Below are 17,355 nucleotides of genomic sequence, written 5' to 3'. Positions count from 1 at the left end.
TCATCTTAGCTGATCATGTGATTAAATGTCTAAACAGACCTTATGCAAAAAGTTTCAAATGTTTTGCAATTTTCAGTTTGTCACTATCTAGAAAGAATTGGGCTTTTTCTTGAATGACTTCAAGGCTGGTTTTTGGATCTGAAACGGTATTGCCTTGTTGATCTAATACTAACCAGCCTAGTTGAGTTAGCACATCCCAAACATATTGTGCAAATTCTGCGGCAGAGTCTAAACCATCGATAAAGTGAGCGCGGTAGAAGAGTTGGGTAAACTGATCGGCTGGAATACCAATCCCTGTGAGTGGACAGGCCAATACTTGATAATTGGTATGATAGCTGGCTTGTTCAAGGAAATAACGATTTAATTTCTGAGCATGTTCAACCATATCTTGATTTGAAGCCGCCTGACAAGGTTGTGCCAAACCTAAGTGGCATAAAATCACCAAGGCATTGAGCAGCTTTGAATAGGTAATATCAGGAATGGCCTGTTCAAGCTCTGCAATCGTCTGTGGCTTATAGTCACATTGCTTAAAATAAGCACCGAGTGGTTGATAAATCTCTTGGATTAAATCGAATTCCCCTAAGTATCCTGAAATTGTTTTTGGCAATTTTTCTGGTGCTGTTAATAAGACAAAGGCTGTATTTCTCAAACGATGCTGAATTTCTAATGCAGTTAAGGTATTTTTCCCGCGGATATATAAATCTTTTCTAAATTGTGTATTGGCAAAATAATCACGGCATTGCTCTTTAAAAACAGGATGTTCAATGGTGTTTAAAAATTGCTGATGTTGTTCACTAAAATTAATGTTATCTAGATGTGAATTTAAATCTGTTGAACCCGCATAGGTCAGTTTAATTTCTTCTAAAATTCGCACCACTTGTTGAAAAGAAAAACACTGCCAATCTTGATTTAAGTATTCGTGGATCAAATAGTTTGGATTTTGTTTTTTTAAATCTTGCACTTTGTTGAGTGCATTTGGATTTCTCTGAGCAAAGAGGGGATTTTGCGCTAATAGCTCTTCACTAAAGTTAAGTGAATCATTTACTTTTTGTAGCGGGTTGGTACTGGTGCTATTAAATTTAAAATGACTGTGAAATAACTCGCGGACTGGCATATTGGCAGCCCAACCGGTCAGGCAGTTATAGCTGATATAGACAATCCCATTGGGACTTAAAAATTTTCGGATAAATTGCAAAATTATATGTTGGTTTTCGTGGCTAATCCAACTCCAGATTCCATGTAAACTAATCGAGTCAAACATCGGTAAGTCTTTGTTGAGTAACTCTTCAAAACTTGCATCATAGAAGTGATGCGGAACTTGATTTTGTTCAGCCAAGACATTGGCATGGGCAGCATGAGCAGGGTTAAAGTCTGTACCAAAAAATAAACCAAAACTGGATGCAGCATGAATATTTAGACTGACACCTTGACCAAAACCGAGTTCACAATGTTTGTGACGTTCATTGGTGGGTGGGCAATCAACCCCATTGAGTAATAAGCAAAACTTTTGGTAATTCGGGCTTAAGTCTCTATAGTAACCATAGGTGTAATTTACTTCTGTCTGGTAGCCATCGGTCCACGCTGTTGTCATGTTTTTTCCTATAATTTGTATTCGTTTAAAGTCATTGCTCTTGTTTATTTATAAATCAAAAATAAACAAACCGCCATGTAGGCGGTTTGTTTTTACACAAAATAAATCAATTATTCTAAGCCATCTAAATAGCGGTCAGCGTCAAGTGCAGCCATACAGCCTGAACCTGCAGATGTGATTGCTTGACGATAAACATCATCAGCAACATCACCCGCAGCAAATACACCCGCTACAGATGTCGCTGTGGCATTGCCCGCAGTACCACTACGTACTTGAATATAGCCATTACGTAGTTCAAGTTGATTTTCAAACATTGCCGTATTTGGTTTGTGACCAATCGCCACAAACATACCTGATACGTCAACGTCTTGAGTTGAATCATCTTGGGTAGACTTAATACGTACAGAGGTCACACCAGAATTGCTGTCACCTAAAACTTCATCAACTTGATGGTTCCAGATGATCGAAATTTTACCTTCTTTAACTTTTTCATTGAGATGGTCTTGAAGGATTTTTTCCGAACGTAATTTGTCACGACGGTGCACAAGGGTAACGTGTGAAGCGATATTAGAAAGATATAGTGCTTCTTCAACGGCAGTGTTACCACCACCCACAACCATCACTTTTTGGTTTTTATAGAAGAAACCATCACAAGTTGCGCAAGCACTTACACCTTGACCCATATAAGCCTGTTCAGACTCAAGCCCTAAATATTGTGCTGTTGCACCTGTTGCAATAATTAACGCATCACAGGTGTACTCGTCCATATCGCCTTTAAGCACGAAAGGGCGTACCTGAAGATCAACTTCATTGATATGATCGTATAAAATCTCAGTACCAAAACGTTCAGCATGCGCTTGCATACGATCCATTAACGCTGGACCTGTTAAACCTTCAGCATCGCCAGGCCAGTTCTCAACATCAGTCGTGGTGGTTAATTGACCGCCGAGTTGCATACCTGCAATTAAGGTTGGTTTTAAATTTGCACGCGCTGCGTAAACAGCAGCACTATAACCAGCAGGGCCAGAACCTAAAATAATTAACCGAGAGTGACGAGCGCTCATGAGTCATCCTTTTTTATGAAAAATATAGAAATTGTTTGAATTATACGTGAAACTTTATCAAAGTTGTGTGGCTTCAATGTCGATAATATTGATCATCTAAATCGAATTGAGCTATATAGAATAATCAAATAATATTGTTTGGCATTTTTATCGAAATAAAAGCTTAAATTTCTAACAATGCTTTACAACACAAGTAAATAATAGTGCATCTTTTTTTTAAGAACAGGTGCATAATATAAAAATTTCTTCTCTCAAGAAAGCTGATCAAGCTTCAGAAAAGAGTAATTTGAACAATTGGTTACAGGATAGTATATGACTGCGGTGTCAAATGTTTATGCACAGCGCTTTTTAACAACAATATTCTTGATTTCATTTGGGATATATCTGTTCCTTGCAACAGTCACATATACCCCATTTGATCCAGGCTGGATGCATATTTCGAGTGATACACAACAGGTTTCAAATGCCAGTGGTGTAGCGGGTGCTTGGATTGCTGATTTGTTGTTTGGTTTTTTAGGTTGGGCAAGTTTACTCATTCCTGTATTTATTTTTATAGAAGCAGTCCAAGTATGGTGGCCACGAAGTTTTGTGAGTCGTCCGTTTCGTTATGCTGCTCAATTTTTTATTTTGCTTGCAACCTCAAGCCTATTGTACTTGCTTTGGAATGTACCAGCAGACACATTAGCCAATGCTTCTGGAGGAATCATTGGTTATGAGCTCGGTGAAAGCCTATCTCAACTGATGAGTATTTATGGCGCAGTTGTATTTATCTTACTCTTGCTTGTTGTTCTATTTACCTTAGCATTTGGTATTCAATGGAATAGAACATGGGCAACATTGAAAGCCACGCCTGCTTATTTACAAGATTTGTTTTATAAAAATGTTCCTGAAAGTGAATCTGCTTTTGATTTGACATCTCCGCAGAAAAATAAAAACCACGCGCATACGCATAAGGCTGAACCAATAACAGCTCAAGCTGAATTTGTCGAAGCTGATGATCAGGCATCAGTAAAAGAGCATTTGGTTGTTAAAAATACGAAACACAATCAAACAGCTGAACGCTTATTTGATGACATGATTGAGCAAGAAAATAAAACTCAACATCATGTTCAATTTGATCAAGACGATATTGATGATTTGGAATTAGAGCGGACTTTAGAAAAAGCACATCGTCTAGAACAAGACAGTCAACGTACTGTTTCATCTGGTGAAGTATGGAAAGCCTTACATCAAGATCAAGACCATAATCGTGATATTGATGCCTTGATCAAAGCGTCAGAAGATCAAACTGAAGATAAATATGCAGATCATTTGCCACGTGTGCATCAACATGATGTTGATCATGTGCAGATCAATAAAAAATCTTCACTTGATTGGGATGATGACCAAGTGTTTGATGAATTGTTGTCAGTTGTACCAAATGGACAAACTGCCACAGATATCCATAGCCCATTTAATACTCCTACGGCGCAGACTCATATTGAAGCAGCTTATGTAAATACTGCTGTTCAGGGTGGGCAAAGCGTTGCGAGTGGTGTCGCAGTAGCGGCAACTTCAGGCGTGGCAATACAAAATTTAGCCAATGAATTAGATGAGCTTGCATCGCTTGCAGATGAAGAGCTTCCTGAAAGCCCAACTGCGTACCAACCAAATCAGCAATCTGTAGATGTTCGTACAACCAGTAATTATGCGCAATCTACGCCATTTACCCGTGCCAATATTCAAACCAATTTAAATGCATCAACCTTGGTCAGTGAAGAAGAAAAGTCTTTAATTGCTGCAGATAAAGATGCATTTAGAGATGCTTGGCAAGAAACTGCGGGTAAACCTCAAGACGAATTGCAAAGTGAGTTTGCAGAACTTGAAGATGATTTCGACTTAGATGCACCATTAACCGATGCATTTGGTCGTCCGATGTCACGTGCAATGCAAGTTGCAAATAAGCGTCGAGACTTACCAACATTGCCGGGTTATGAACTGTTAGATAAAGTCGATCCAAATAAAAAAGTCAACTTTACCGCAGAACAATTGTCACGTTTATCTGAACTGTTAGAAATTAAACTTCAAGAGTTTAACGTCAAAGCCAAAGTCATCGAAGCTCAACCTGGACCAGTGGTTACACGTTTTGAGTTAGATTTGGCACCTGGTGTAAAAGCCTCGAAAGTGACCAATATCTCCCGAGATTTGGCACGTTCTATGTCAATGGCATCTGTACGTGTGGTTGAAGTGATTCCCGGAAAACCTTATATCGGGATTGAAGTGCCGAATAGCAGTCGTGAAATGGTACGCCTGATTGAATTGTTAGAAACTCCCGTTTTTAAAGATCCAAATGGTTTGCTTTCAATGGCAATGGGTAAGGATATTTCTGGTAATCCTGTGATCACTGACTTAGGTAAAGCGCCGCATATGCTGGTTGCGGGGACAACAGGTTCAGGTAAATCAGTTGCTGTAAACTCAATGATCCTGTCGATGTTGTTGAAATATACTCCTGATCAATTGCGTTTGATTCTGATCGATCCAAAACAATTGGAATTAGCGAACTACAATGATATTCCTCATTTATTGACACCTGTTGTGACTGACATGAAAGATGCTGTCAGTGCATTGAATTGGTGTGTCAATGAAATGGAACGTCGTTATAAGCTGATGTCTTTTTTAAAGATCCGTAAATTAGCCGACTATAACCGTAAAGTGGAAGAAGCCATTGCAAATGGTGAGGATCTCATTGATCCGACGTGGAAACCAAGTGATTCTGCAACACAAGACAGAGCGCCACGTTTGCAACCATTGCCTTCGATTGTGATTGTTGCCGATGAATTTGCAGATATGATTATGCAAGTGGGTAAAAAAGCGGAAGAAATGATTACCCGTCTGGCACAAAAATCTCGTGCAGCAGGAATTCATTTACTGTTAGCAACGCAACGTCCATCGGTAGATGTCATTACTGGTTTGATTAAAGCCAATATTCCAACCCGTGTGGCATTACGTGTAAACAGTAAAATTGACTCGCGTACCATTCTGGATGGTGGTGGTGCAGAGGATCTCTTGGGCCATGGTGATATGTTATTCCTCGGTCCTGGTAAAATTGATCCTGAGCGTGTACATGGTGCATTTATTTCCGATGATGAAGTCAACCGTATTTGTGACGCATGGCGTGAACGCGGTGAACCGAATTATGTTGATGAAATTCTCACGCCGTTTGACGAAGAACCGACCACACGTGGTTTCGAAGATGGTGATGGTGATCCGAACCGTGATGCACTCTATGACCAATGTGTTTCATTTGTCTTAGAAACACGTAAGGTGTCGGTATCTTCACTGCAACGTAAGTTTAGCTTAGGTTATAACCGTGCTGCCCGTATTGTTGATCAAATGCAGGAGCAGGGTATTGTCAGTGAACAAGGACCGAATGGTAAGCGAGATATTTTGGTCTAATTTAAACAGCTTGCAATGAGCTTAGGCTCATTGCAATGATGTAGGATTGAGAAACAGAGCGAGTAAATACAAGCACCAAAAAATAGAAAATAACACGATAAGTATCATTTGAGCTTTACTAAATTTCTTTTGTTCAATGACCACAAATTGATTGGATTGTTGTTTGGCAAAATTGAGTGCCTTAAATGCCGGTATTAGAAAAATGAAATTCAATACGGTAATCAGATCATAAGGCTCAGGCAGTTTAGTCAGCACTGAAAAAAATATAAATCCTATAAACATCCAGCCTGATGAGAAATTTTCTGTATATCCTTGTTGCTTGGCATAGTTATTTATTTTTTTTAACAAGGGGTAAAGGAAAATAATATAAAGGACTGTCCGAAAAGCCGGCATGATGTCTAATTTGTCTTTTTGCATAAAGAAGCGCCATGCTTTAAACATCCACCAAATCAGATATAAACCCATCGTCAAAAAACATAAGAGCATAAATTTATTGATGCTGATGATCTTTTGCACTTCCATGGAATGATGTGGTGCTTGCTCAATGAGCGTGGTTGAATTTTTTTCTAAATTAAGCATGATTTATTTTTTAGTTAGGTTTTAGTTTTTGATTATAAAGATAAAATACTATTTTCTCCAATAATTAAAATCCGTCTTTTTAAAAGATCGTTAATTTTTATTTGTGATGTAGATTCATTGACGTTCAGCCTAAAGGATTTTATTGAAGTACAGATATCGATGGAAAAACATGAATTTTCACACTAATATAAATCTGTCTCGCTGAACGGAATCTAGTCCATGTTGATCGCATTATGTACGTTAATCTTTATTCATTTTTGTGCCCTGATTACGCCAGGCCCTGATTTCTTTCTGGTCTCGCAAACCGCAATTAGCCGTTCAAGAAAGCAATCTATTTTTGTGGTTTTGGGGATTACCGCAGGGGTGATGTTTTGGGCTTTTTTAGCTTTGGCGGGGTTGAATATCATTTTTGAAAAAATGGCATGGTTAAAGCAGGTGATGTTGGTTGTTGGTGGGATTTATCTGTGCTGGTTAGGCTACCAAATGCTTAGATCAGCTTTGAGTAAGAAAGAAAATGTATCACAGCATCATTTTGAGTTACCACAAAACAATCTACGTTTTTTTCTCAAAGGTTTCTTAACCAATTTATCAAACCCGAAAGCGGTGATTTATTTCGGTAGTGTATTTTCAGTGTTTTTAGCCAATCCACATTTAGATGGTGTGCATTCATTATTATTTATAATTGTTTCCGTGGAAACGCTGATCTGGTTTAGCTTTGTTGCCTTTGTATTTTCATTACCTAGCTTTAAAGCCGCTTACCAAAATGCCTCAAGATGGATTGATGGTATCTCAGGTGGGATCTTCACGCTCTTTGGTGCATATTTGATTGGTCATCGCTAAAAGCATGCTCCCAAATTTAAAAACCTGCTTGAAGCAGGTTTTTGTGCTCTTATTCGGAAATAATTTTTAAATTATTCCACGTCTTTGGTTAATTGATAAAGTTCAGCATTTGGACCCTCAATCTTTTCACCCGTTGCAAAACTACGTGCTTCTAAGATATTTTCGCCAACAAAGTATTTGCGGTTATCTGCATTTTTATCTAGACCGATAATCGATCCAGATTCATCAAAACTAAAATGACCTTGAGTTTTAAATTCTTTGCCTTCACCTTTAACCCCTTCATATTCTTCAGTCAGTTCATAAGTGTGATCTGATTTTAGGATGAGTTTGGTTTTGATTCCTGAGCAATCAGCACACGGAAGCAAACCTTTGTATTCACCAGCCCAATCCAAGCTATTTTGAGCATTATGTTCTGAATCAATCGTTGGGCTTGCTGCTTCATGCGATGCAGCAGCCTGTGTTTGTGCTGTCGCTTTGATATCCTCTGATGCATTATGAGTCGGTTTAGAACAAGCGCTTAATGACAGCGCTAAAATAGACATAACGAAGAGCGTTTTTTTCATAACATAACCCAAATGAATAAATAATTATATGTGAATGATTTTATCCAGAATATAAATTATCTCCCTGATATGAAATGTGAATTATGTAAGAAATTGCTGAGTAATGTAGTTCGATGTTAAAAAGTTAGGCTATTATAGGTGTTCTCTTAGTGTCCTATTTTAAGTATTCGAATCTATGTCTCATTTGGCTGAATATGTTGCTTGTATTTACAATGAAAAAAACGACAATCAAAAAAGCAATGATCAAATCAAAATTGAAAATGTCACTTTGCAATGCGAAAAAAATTATGAGCAAGATATAGAGATCACTCAGACCACCAAAATTTATACATTTTCAGATGGCACACAATTGAAACAAACCATAGAACAAGACAATCAGTTGTTTGAAGTGGAGTCTTGTCTAGAAAGCTGGATTGAATATCAGGTCATCCAGCAGTCAAATACGAATATTCAGCCACAAAAAATTCATTTTGATAATCATTGTCGTGAATTACATTGGATTAACTATTTTAACCAAACGAAAAATTGATATATGCAAATTCATTGCAGAATTTAATCAAAACTGAATATTTACTGACAAGTTTTACAATGAATTAATTTTATACATTTATATATTAATTGCTGGTTTTCTATACAAAGTGGATTTTTATCTGATCTATTGGTTGTTACAATCCAGCGCGAATTCTTTATGTTTTGGTGTGCTGGGTGTTTGAAAAATTAGCTGAACAAAGTTTGGGCTGGATGGGATGGCAAATTGATAACCATTGGGATTTAAACATCGACCAATGTGTCATGATTGCAGCGCCGCATACCAGTAATTGGGATGCACTCTATGCACGTTTAGCGCTGAAAGCTTTGGGCGTCCATGTGCGTATTACCATTAAAGACAGCTATATGAAATTGCCTTTTGGACCTTTTGTGCGTGCTATGGGTGGAATCGGGATTGATCGCCGTCCCAAGCAGGATGGCGAGGAACGTCCAAGTATGGTTCAACTGATGAGTGAGCTGTTTAAGACACATCCTAAATTGGTGATGCTGGTGACGCCAGAGGGAACGCGTGCAAAGCAAGAACAGTGGAAAACAGGCTTTTATCATGTTGCTACCAGTGCTGGCGTACCTATTGCACTGGCGTATATGGATTATAAAAACAAGAAAACTGGGATTGGGAAAATTGTTTATCCAACTGGAAATTATGAACAGGACATGGCTGAAATCATGGAGTTTTATGCTCAGATCAATCCGAAACATCCAGATTTATTTAGTATAGATACCCGATTTATTCCAGAAGCTGAGTTTTGATTCGATAGCATCTTTGAAAACTCAAATACAATGGATTTAATTTTGATATGGGAAGGGTGATTTGGCACATTCCCATATTTTATTAGGGTTAAATATTTGCTTTTGTTCGGTTGATACAGCATCTACGTATTTAGATATTATTTTATTAATAACCTATTTTTTAGCTCAATTAAAATACTACTTTAATAATTCAAAAGATCTACATCGTTATTTAAGAATTACTTAATTTTTTAAAATGTCGTATATAAATAAATTGTTGAAATTGGCTTTAAGTTGAAAACAACTTAAAGCCATGGTGTAAATAATTCTAAAAGTTAAATTCAACATTTATTGGGCATAGACAGGGATAACAAGATGAATAATAGCGTCTATTACAATGCAAAATTTCATACTGTGAATCAACTACAACCTTGGGCAGAAGCCATGTGGGTAAAAGACGGTAAAATTTTAGCGATTGGCGATCAGGATGAAATTCTGAGTTTGGCAGCGGATGCTGAGAAATATGATTTAAAAGGGAAATTGGTGATGCCTGGCATCCATGATGCACACACGCATCTTTTGAAAGCGGCACTTCTTCGATTGGAATATTCTTGCCAATTAAATGATCCGCAAACCTTGCAAGAATTGGCACAGCAACTCAAAGCATATTGGGAAAAATATGCCTCCAAACGAACATGGATTTTTGCAGGGCTCTATAACCCATTGATTTTTACCGCTGAGCTACTGACACGAGAATGGTTGGATCAAGTCATTCCAAACATACCTATTGTGATTCATGATTTTTCATTTCATAACGTCATGGCGAACAGCCAAGCACTACATCTTGCAGGAATCACCCGTGATACACCGAGTACGACCCGCGCAAAAATTGAAAAAGATCCTATAACAGGTGAACCTACTGGAATTTTGCGTGAAGGTGGATGGGTAAAATTATATATGGTCGCACCCACAGAGACCGATGAGGAAAATAAGTTCGCGCTTAAAATGGCGGCAAGTATATGTAATCAATATGGTATTACTTCGGCTCAGGAAGCTTCAGCAACAAGATCATTCCTGACAGCAGCTAAATCTTTGGATGATGACGATGAGCTTACACTGGATTTGATTTGTCATATTCCTTGGAAAGCAGAAATTATGTCATTGAGTGATCGTGAAGAAGATGAAAGGGTAATCGCAGAACGAGCGCAATATGCGTCAAAACGTGTCATGGTGAATGGAATCAAAGTGATGCTAGATGGTACATCTATGGCACCCACCTTTAGCCATGTGCCCTTAGATCCGATTTCAGATGAACCTATTACTTACAATTTACTTCTCGATTCCAATGAACTCACTGAAAAAATTCGTGAATGGACCGAAGACGGCTTAATTGTTAAATCACATTGTACGGGTTATGGTTCTGTGCGAATTGGTTTAGACAATTATGAAAATGCCAACAATGTTGAACGTCAAACAGGGCAATTTCATGATATTGCACATGCCCATTATGTTTCTGCAAAAGATCGTAGCCGTTTTGCAGAATTAGACATTATTGCTGAAATGTCCCCCGCGATTTGGCATATCCCAGAATATCAGCAAGCGCTTGGCAAAGCCTATGATTTCCGAACTTTGTATGATGCTGGTGCAACCATGACGATTGGTACAGATTGGCTTTTGCCACCTACGCCAAATCTTTTTCCCGCACTGGCAGGTATTTTACAGCACGGAAATGAAAGTGTGCCTTTGGACGTGGCAGTCAGGATCATGACCTTGAACGGCGCAATTGCTGTTGGCCATAGTCATCGTACTGGGAGTTTAGAAGTGGGTAAGGAAGCAACCTTTATTGTTTTGGATCGCAATATTTTTGAATCAAGCCCTGAAGAAATTGCTGAGACTCAAGTCATCACCACAGTATTACAAGGTCAGCATGTGTTTCAGCGTGCTAACTAATCTACTGGGTTAAATTATCGTTTATGTGCGTAAGGGAAGACATATATGAGCGGAATAAAACGTATTCCTGTGACCTTACTGACAGGTTTTCTGGGGAGTGGTAAAACAACATTGCTGCATCGTCTGTTGGCCGATGATCGCATGGCACACACGGCAGTGATTATTAATGAAATAGGTGAGGTTGGCTTAGATCATTTATTGATAGGCCGACTTGACGATGGCATTGTCTTGCTAAAAAGTGGTTGTGTCTGTTGTAGCATGAAAACAGAACTTTCAGAAACGCTTAAACTTCTTTACTGTCGTGCTGAGGCAGGAGAAATTCCTGTTTTTGACCGTGTTATTGTCGAAACAACAGGCATGGCTGACCCGATTCCCTTGCTTAAACTTTTGCTAGCAGATGAAAGTGTCGCGACTTTATTTAGTGTGCAAACTGTGATTGCTACGGTTGATACATTATTGTCCTTAAATGTCCCGCATCAGCGGACGGAAAGACTACGTCAAATCGCTGTTGCAGATAAAATCATTTTAACTAAAACAGATTTGTCGCATGCCTTTACAACATTTACCAAGCGCATCCGTACTCTGAATGCGAGTGCTGAAATTATTGATGGTGCGGATGTGGCGGCTGTTGCTTTGGTTATTTTTGATCGTGAAAAGTATCCAGTAACACGTAATTTACTTGGTACGCAGTGGTTTACACATCAGACAAATTCTCAAAATGCTTTCAATAACGCACCGCACCATAATATTTTTACGCTGTGTTTATATGCTAACCAAGCTTTGTCTTGGGCGCGTGTGACCCATTTTCTTCAGAAGCTGGCACGACTTTATGGCGTGAACTTGCTCCGAATCAAAGGATTGATTCAGGTGGAAGAGCCATTACGACCAGTGATATTACACGGTGTTCAACATTATCTATTTCCCGAATCTTACCTAAATGCGTGGCCTGATGATGACCACAGATCGAGAATAGTGGTCATTTTTGAAGGGGAAATTCATCAACAGATCCAAGCATTATTTGATGCCATTGTGCTTGAGCCAATGACCACATAGCAGAACGCCTGCACCCATAATCCTCAGCATTTTCAATTGCGCAATTTAAGCATAGGGGGATTTGCATCTTAAAAAAACAATTTGGTTGATCGTAATTTTTTAACGATTTCTCTATTAGGAGACACTCATGGAAGACAAATATGTTCACTCGATTGAACAACATACCATTCAGCAAATCCCATTAAATGCGCGATACGGTAAGGCTCGGGATCTATTCACACTTTGGTTTGGTGGAAATTTGATGCTATTGACGTTTGTGACAGGATCAGTTTCAGTCACCATTTTTCATCAATCTTTTGTCTCTGCTATTTTAAGTATTATTCTAGGGACGCTTATTGGTGGCATCTTTGCCGCACTCCATGCCGCTCAAGGACCGCATCTCGGTGTCCCTCAAATGATTCAAACCAAAGGGCAGTTTGGTGCATATGGCGCGCTTCCAATCCTTGGAATCGTGGTCATCATGTATGTCGGCTTCCTAGCTTCAAATGCGACGCTGGCTGGACAAGCCATGAATTTGCTTATTCCCTCATTCAGTCAATCATCTGGCATATTATTTACTTGTGTCGTTGCAGTGATCGGCACAATCGTTGGTTATCGATTAATTCATTTATTTACAAAAATAACCTTTGTGATCTCTGGTTTGGCTTTTTTGGCAGCATATGTGTGGGTGTTTTTTATTCAAGGTTTACCTTCAGACTTTTTCGCGCGTAATTCTTTTTCAGCTACAGGTTTTCTCGCTACGCTTTCGATTGCTGCACTGTGGCAGATTGCATATGCACCCTATGTCTCTGATGCTACTCGTCATCTGCCAAAAGAAACAGGCGCTAAGGCAGCGTTCTGGGCGACATATTGGGGATGTGGATTGGGTACCATCATTCCAATGTGTTTAGGGGTAACTATAGGATTGGTGACACCGGGTGGAGATGTTATCGCTGGGATGATCGCTTATGTACCTGAGATGGGGAGCGCGTTTATTTTGATTCTGGTCATTTCCATATCAGCGATCAATTCAATGAATTTATATTGTGGTGTACTGACTTTAATCTCTTTTATCCAGACATTTATCCCATCATTTATGCCATTGGCTAAGGGGCGAATTGCGATTTCATTTTTATTAATTGCTATAGCGCTATGGATTGGAATCAAAGCATCTAGCAACTTTCTGCCCATATTTATTAATTTTATTTTCTTGCTCATCTACGTACTTATCCCTTGGACGGCTGTAAATTTGGTTGATTATTACTGGGTTCGTCATGGGGAATATGATGTCGATTCGTTTTTCCACCAAGATGGCGGAATTTATGGAAAATTTAACGTTATGGCCGTTTCTGCATATATTTTTGGTGTCATTGTTCAAGTGCCTTTTATTGCGACAGACTTGTATACAGGTCCTATTGCCAAGGCGCTTGATGGTGCAGATGTTTCGTGGGTTGTCGGTCTAATTTTAACCTCTATTTTTTATCTGATGGGGATCAAAATTTTTGGTATCAAAGACCATTCATACAAGGCAAAAAAATAAATTACGGCACGGCTATTGTGATGATGCAGAAATCATATCACTTTGCCTATATTAGGTTTGCTACAGCCACTATTTTTACTGCTTCTAAGGCTGTTTGATCATCAGATAAAATCTGGAGATGAGATCGCTATATTTCACTAGGGGGTGTATTTAAAAATTCAGTAGCACAGGATGAGGGCCTAGGCAATTTTAAAAATGAACGCTGCTCATCATGATTTACGTTTATGATTTTAAAACACAATCATTTAAAACACGGTATTTTTAAGATCATAAACGTTTTGCAGTATTCAAAAATAATCGGCTTATTTAGCGTTGCTTGTTGTTGAGCGTTGCACACCGCCAAGGGATTCACAGGCTGTTTTATAAATATCGTATTGTTGTTGAACCACTTCATCAAGAGGAATTTTAAATAATTCATCTCCAGATTTATAGCGATCGACGTACTCAGTGGCTTTTTCTTTACTCACCGCAAGTGAGCGTTCATGATAAGTATTAATTGAACTGTGGGCCAATTCTGCTGTTTCAATATTATTACATTGAAATTGGCTGAGTAGTTTTTCCGCAGTTTTAATTTCACTAGATGTGCCAAGTACACATCCTGTTAAGAGAATACTGGCACTTAACAAAAATGAGTTTTTCATCACAGATATTTAAGAAAAATGAGTGGCGGAATTGTAGGATGAATCGGGTATTAAAAATAGAGCCGCTCGAATATTGTTTTCACTTTAGTAACCAATTGCTGAATAAATAGCCAGTGAAATTTATTCAACTTTCTCTTTCTTTGTTAAAGTAATGATGTCAGTAATAAGAAACAACCTGAGGCAAATAATAAACTCAGCACCAATTGTTTAAATTGTTTTTCTGATATTTTATAAAACATTTGCGCACCAATCAGCGCTGGAATACTCACTGTAAGAATGATCAGTGCAAAATAGGGGAGATGGACCTTGTGGATGGTTCCTTGGCAGAGATAAATAATAATCGTAAACAACTGAATCGCAATATTAAAATGTCTTAAAATATAACGCTGTTGTTGTTTAGGCAGATTTTTAAGCATCACCCAAGCTGATGGTGCTGCGCCACAAAAACCACCTAGGCCACCTAAAATACCGCCAATAAAACCAATGCTTCCATCTGCAAGTTTCCCCAATGCTTGAATACGAGGAAACACAGGAGCAAAGAACATGGTCGGACACCAAATCACTAAAAATAATCCAAGGATGGTCTTAAAGGTATTTCCATCAATAAGGTGTAAAAGATAGGTACCGAGAGGTACACCGATTAATCCTGCAATGATATAAGGGAGAACAAGGGAAAACGGGAGTTGATGTTTTTGTTCTTTTCCCAATGCAATGATATGGCTCCATAGAGAAGCAAACACCACTAATGGCGCTGCCAGTTGTGGCGGTAATACCCAAATCCAAAAAGACATCGCAATCAAGGCAAAGGCAAAACCAGTTAAACCTTGGACAAAGCCTGCAATCATGGCACCGAGAATAAAAATAAACCAAGTCATTTTTAAATTAAACAAAACTGAATAGGGTTAGAGCATAGCATTGAGATAGTCGATCTTGGTTGAATCAGCTGATTTTAAAAGAAATCGTGAGTTTCCATCATGACTTATTGAGATAAGTATATCTGTATCGTTAACATCTATACCATTAAAAACGATCAGGTGTATTAGATCATGAATAGAAATCCATGTAATAAAAAGCCTCTGATGACAGAGGCTGGTAATTAAGCGAATAGGAGATGATTTGTATTAATCATTACTTGGTTTTAAGGATTGCGTTAAACCATTAATATCACCGCCTTTAATGCCTAACTCATTCATTAAGCTATCAATCAGTGGAGCTTGAGAACGATAGCGCAGAGCACTATTGACCACTTGATCAGACAAAGCGATTTGATTTTGTTCACCAGATTCACCTGTTGTATTTGAACCTGCCATAGCGCCTAAACCATTGACTTGAAGAATCTTAATATCATCAATATTTTCCATTGGTTTAACACTTTCACGAATGATTTCAGGCAAGTATTTCAATAAAGCTAAACGGATTTGCATCTCAACTTGTTCTGTTGACAGCACATTGTTGGCTTCATTGACTGCACGTGTACCTTCAGCATCAACTTGATATTGCTTTTCTTGTGCCGCAGCAAGCAACATTTTTGCATCTGCTTCACCTTTGGCTTTTAAACGTATTTTTTCAGCATCCGCTTGTGCTGCAATACGCACTGCTTCAGCATCATCTGCAGCTGCTTGTTTAGCTGCTTCTGCTGCTACAGTAATCGCAATCGCATCTGTTTCAGCGACTTGCTTCGCAGCCACCAATTCAACGGCTTTTAAACGCTCTGCACGCTGAGTTTCACGAACAGTTGTCACTTCTTCTTCCGCTTTTACTGCTTGTGCACGTGCTTGGTCAGCCAACGCTTTGGCTTCAGATTCAGCACGTGATTTTTCAGCAATCGCAATTGCACGATCTTGTTCGGCCAATTCAATGGTTTTCTTCTGTTCGACTTGGGCTTTTTGGATCAACTGCGCTTTTTGAATATTTTCATTTTCAACATCACGTGCAGATGCAATACGCTTTAATTCGACTTCACGTTCAGCAGCAATTTGAGCTTCTTCTGCTTCACGTTTTTTTGCGGCTTCTTGTGTTGCAATTTCTGCAGATTGCTCAGCCTTACGAATGGCGATTTCACGTTCTTGTTGAAGTTTTGCATATTCTTCTTCACGTAGAATTTGCAAGCGCGCTTGTTCAGTTTCTAAGTTTTTTGCTTTAATGGCTAGGTCATTGTCTTGTTCAATGTCATTGCGTTTTTTACGGCGGTCTTCAATGGTTTCAGTCAGTTTGGTTAAACCTTCTGCATCGAAAGCGTTTTGAGGGTTAAAATATTCAAAACTGGTTTGGTCTAAACCTGTCAGTGAAACCGTTTCTAATTCTAAGCCATTTTTAAACAGATCTTCAGAAACCACTTGTTGAACTTTTTGAACAAAATCAACCCGTTTTTCATGTAATTCTTCCATTGCCATTTCAGCAGCAACAGCACGCAGTGAGTCTACAAATTTACCTTCCACCAAATCTTTGAGTTCTTGTGGTGACATGGTTTTTTTACCCAAGGTTTGGGCAGCTGTTGCAATAGATTCAGCAGTAGGTTTAACCCGTACATAAAATTCAGCCATCACATCTACACGCATACGATCACGAGTAATTAACGCTTGATCTGTGGCACGTTTGACTTCAAGACGAAGGGTATTCATATTGACGGGAATCACTTCATGTAAAACTGGCAATACAATTGCACCGCCATTTAAAATGACTTTTTCACCGCCAAAACCAGTACGGACAAAAGAAACTTCTTTACTTGAGCGTTTATACAGGCGGGCGATAATAACCCCGATGACAATCAGTGCCACCAATATAATGCCTGCTAAAACAAGGATTTGATATAAGTTTGAATTCAACATTTTATTATACCCAG

Annotated in this window: 14 protein-coding genes; 7 read left to right on the top strand and 7 right to left on the bottom strand. The window is 38.7% G+C overall.

Annotated elements, in window-relative coordinates:
• Positions 1-40: 40 nt before the first annotated feature.
• Positions 41-1,591: a class I SAM-dependent methyltransferase gene (locus tag ACZ5QH_RS18470; protein WP_303577983.1), complete on the bottom strand. Its 1,551-nt coding sequence runs from the start codon at positions 1,589-1,591 to the stop codon at positions 41-43.
• 110 nt (positions 1,592-1,701) lie between these two features.
• Positions 1,702-2,655, bottom strand: a complete 954-nt coding sequence (trxB, locus tag ACZ5QH_RS18465) for a thioredoxin-disulfide reductase (protein WP_004723647.1) — start codon at positions 2,653-2,655, stop codon at positions 1,702-1,704.
• 312 nt (positions 2,656-2,967) lie between these two features.
• Here trxB and ACZ5QH_RS18460 point away from each other — a divergent pair, with 312 nt between their 5' ends.
• Positions 2,968-6,090 (top strand): DNA translocase FtsK, encoded by a 3,123-nt coding sequence (locus ACZ5QH_RS18460; RefSeq protein ID WP_034614098.1) that lies wholly within the window; start codon positions 2,968-2,970, stop codon positions 6,088-6,090.
• Positions 6,091-6,117: 27 nt separating this feature from the next.
• On the opposite strand, the gene ACZ5QH_RS18455 is transcribed toward ACZ5QH_RS18460, so the two are convergent.
• A complete protein-coding gene (locus ACZ5QH_RS18455; protein ID WP_034614096.1) occupies positions 6,118-6,669 on the bottom strand; it encodes a hypothetical protein in 552 nt (183 codons plus the stop codon).
• A gap of 219 nt (positions 6,670-6,888) precedes the next feature.
• On the opposite strand from ACZ5QH_RS18455, the gene rhtC reads away from it, so the two are divergent.
• Positions 6,889-7,509, top strand: coding sequence for a threonine export protein RhtC (rhtC, locus tag ACZ5QH_RS18450; protein WP_034614094.1), 621 nt, complete (start codon positions 6,889-6,891; stop codon positions 7,507-7,509).
• Between the two features lie 71 nt (positions 7,510-7,580).
• Here rhtC and ACZ5QH_RS18445 read toward each other — a convergent pair whose 3' ends face one another.
• The gene (locus tag ACZ5QH_RS18445; protein ID WP_004817543.1) at positions 7,581-8,072 is read right to left on the bottom strand and encodes a copper resistance protein NlpE; all 492 of its coding nucleotides are present in this window, start codon (positions 8,070-8,072) and stop codon (positions 7,581-7,583) included.
• Positions 8,073-8,247: 175 nt separating this feature from the next.
• Here ACZ5QH_RS18445 and ACZ5QH_RS18440 point away from each other — a divergent pair, with 175 nt between their 5' ends.
• The 5 genes from ACZ5QH_RS18440 (at position 8,248) to ACZ5QH_RS18420 (ending at position 13,872) form a co-directional block, all read left to right on the top strand.
• Positions 8,248-8,601, top strand: coding sequence for a hypothetical protein (locus tag ACZ5QH_RS18440; RefSeq protein WP_303577982.1), 354 nt, complete (start codon positions 8,248-8,250; stop codon positions 8,599-8,601).
• Between the two features lie 176 nt (positions 8,602-8,777).
• On the top strand, positions 8,778-9,371 hold the full coding sequence (locus ACZ5QH_RS18435) for a 1-acyl-sn-glycerol-3-phosphate acyltransferase (RefSeq protein ID WP_004817539.1): 594 nt from the start codon (positions 8,778-8,780) through the stop codon (positions 9,369-9,371).
• 354 nt (positions 9,372-9,725) lie between these two features.
• On the top strand, positions 9,726-11,300 hold the full coding sequence (locus tag ACZ5QH_RS18430; RefSeq protein WP_303577981.1) for an amidohydrolase: 1,575 nt from the start codon (positions 9,726-9,728) through the stop codon (positions 11,298-11,300).
• Between the two features lie 45 nt (positions 11,301-11,345).
• Positions 11,346-12,353, top strand: coding sequence for a CobW family GTP-binding protein (locus ACZ5QH_RS18425; RefSeq protein ID WP_303577980.1), 1,008 nt, complete (start codon positions 11,346-11,348; stop codon positions 12,351-12,353).
• 127 nt (positions 12,354-12,480) lie between these two features.
• A complete protein-coding gene (locus tag ACZ5QH_RS18420; RefSeq protein ID WP_303577979.1) occupies positions 12,481-13,872 on the top strand; it encodes a purine-cytosine permease family protein in 1,392 nt (463 codons plus the stop codon).
• 302 nt (positions 13,873-14,174) lie between these two features.
• On the opposite strand, the gene ACZ5QH_RS18415 is transcribed toward ACZ5QH_RS18420, so the two are convergent.
• The 3 genes from ACZ5QH_RS18415 to ACZ5QH_RS18405 all read right to left on the bottom strand — a co-directional run bounded on the left by ACZ5QH_RS18415 (position 14,175) and on the right by ACZ5QH_RS18405 (position 17,341).
• A complete protein-coding gene (locus ACZ5QH_RS18415; protein ID WP_034614080.1) occupies positions 14,175-14,513 on the bottom strand; it encodes a hypothetical protein in 339 nt (112 codons plus the stop codon).
• 143 nt (positions 14,514-14,656) lie between these two features.
• Complete coding sequence (locus ACZ5QH_RS18410) at positions 14,657-15,388, bottom strand: sulfite exporter TauE/SafE family protein (protein ID WP_303577978.1); 732 nt, start codon at positions 15,386-15,388, stop codon at positions 14,657-14,659.
• A 246-nt stretch (positions 15,389-15,634) separates the two neighbouring features.
• Positions 15,635-17,341 carry a flotillin family protein gene (locus ACZ5QH_RS18405; RefSeq protein WP_004817529.1) on the bottom strand — a complete coding sequence of 569 codons (1,707 nt, stop codon included), beginning with the start codon at positions 17,339-17,341 and terminating at the stop codon, positions 15,635-15,637.
• Between the last annotated feature and the right edge of the window lie 14 nt (positions 17,342-17,355).

It is taken from the genome of Acinetobacter sp. Ac8 (assembly GCF_055392545.1).
The sequence above is the reverse complement of the archived record's forward strand: the minus strand, read 5'-3'. Positions and strand labels throughout refer to the sequence as shown.

Coding starts and splice junctions, on each gene's coding strand:
- ACZ5QH_RS18470 (WP_303577983.1), bottom strand. CDS start 1,591: ATGACAACAGCGTGGACCGATGGCTACCAGACAGAAGTAAATTACACC.
- trxB (WP_004723647.1), bottom strand. CDS start 2,655: ATGAGCGCTCGTCACTCTCGGTTAATTATTTTAGGTTCTGGCCCTGCT.
- ACZ5QH_RS18460 (WP_034614098.1), top strand. CDS start 2,968: ATGACTGCGGTGTCAAATGTTTATGCACAGCGCTTTTTAACAACAATA.
- ACZ5QH_RS18455 (WP_034614096.1), bottom strand. CDS start 6,669: ATGCTTAATTTAGAAAAAAATTCAACCACGCTCATTGAGCAAGCACCA.
- rhtC (WP_034614094.1), top strand. CDS start 6,889: ATGTTGATCGCATTATGTACGTTAATCTTTATTCATTTTTGTGCCCTG.
- ACZ5QH_RS18445 (WP_004817543.1), bottom strand. CDS start 8,072: ATGAAAAAAACGCTCTTCGTTATGTCTATTTTAGCGCTGTCATTAAGC.
- ACZ5QH_RS18440 (WP_303577982.1), top strand. CDS start 8,248: ATGTCTCATTTGGCTGAATATGTTGCTTGTATTTACAATGAAAAAAAC.
- ACZ5QH_RS18430 (WP_303577981.1), top strand. CDS start 9,726: ATGAATAATAGCGTCTATTACAATGCAAAATTTCATACTGTGAATCAA.
- ACZ5QH_RS18425 (WP_303577980.1), top strand. CDS start 11,346: ATGAGCGGAATAAAACGTATTCCTGTGACCTTACTGACAGGTTTTCTG.
- ACZ5QH_RS18420 (WP_303577979.1), top strand. CDS start 12,481: ATGGAAGACAAATATGTTCACTCGATTGAACAACATACCATTCAGCAA.
- ACZ5QH_RS18415 (WP_034614080.1), bottom strand. CDS start 14,513: ATGAAAAACTCATTTTTGTTAAGTGCCAGTATTCTCTTAACAGGATGT.
- ACZ5QH_RS18410 (WP_303577978.1), bottom strand. CDS start 15,388: ATGACTTGGTTTATTTTTATTCTCGGTGCCATGATTGCAGGCTTTGTC.
- ACZ5QH_RS18405 (WP_004817529.1), bottom strand. CDS start 17,341: ATGTTGAATTCAAACTTATATCAAATCCTTGTTTTAGCAGGCATTATA.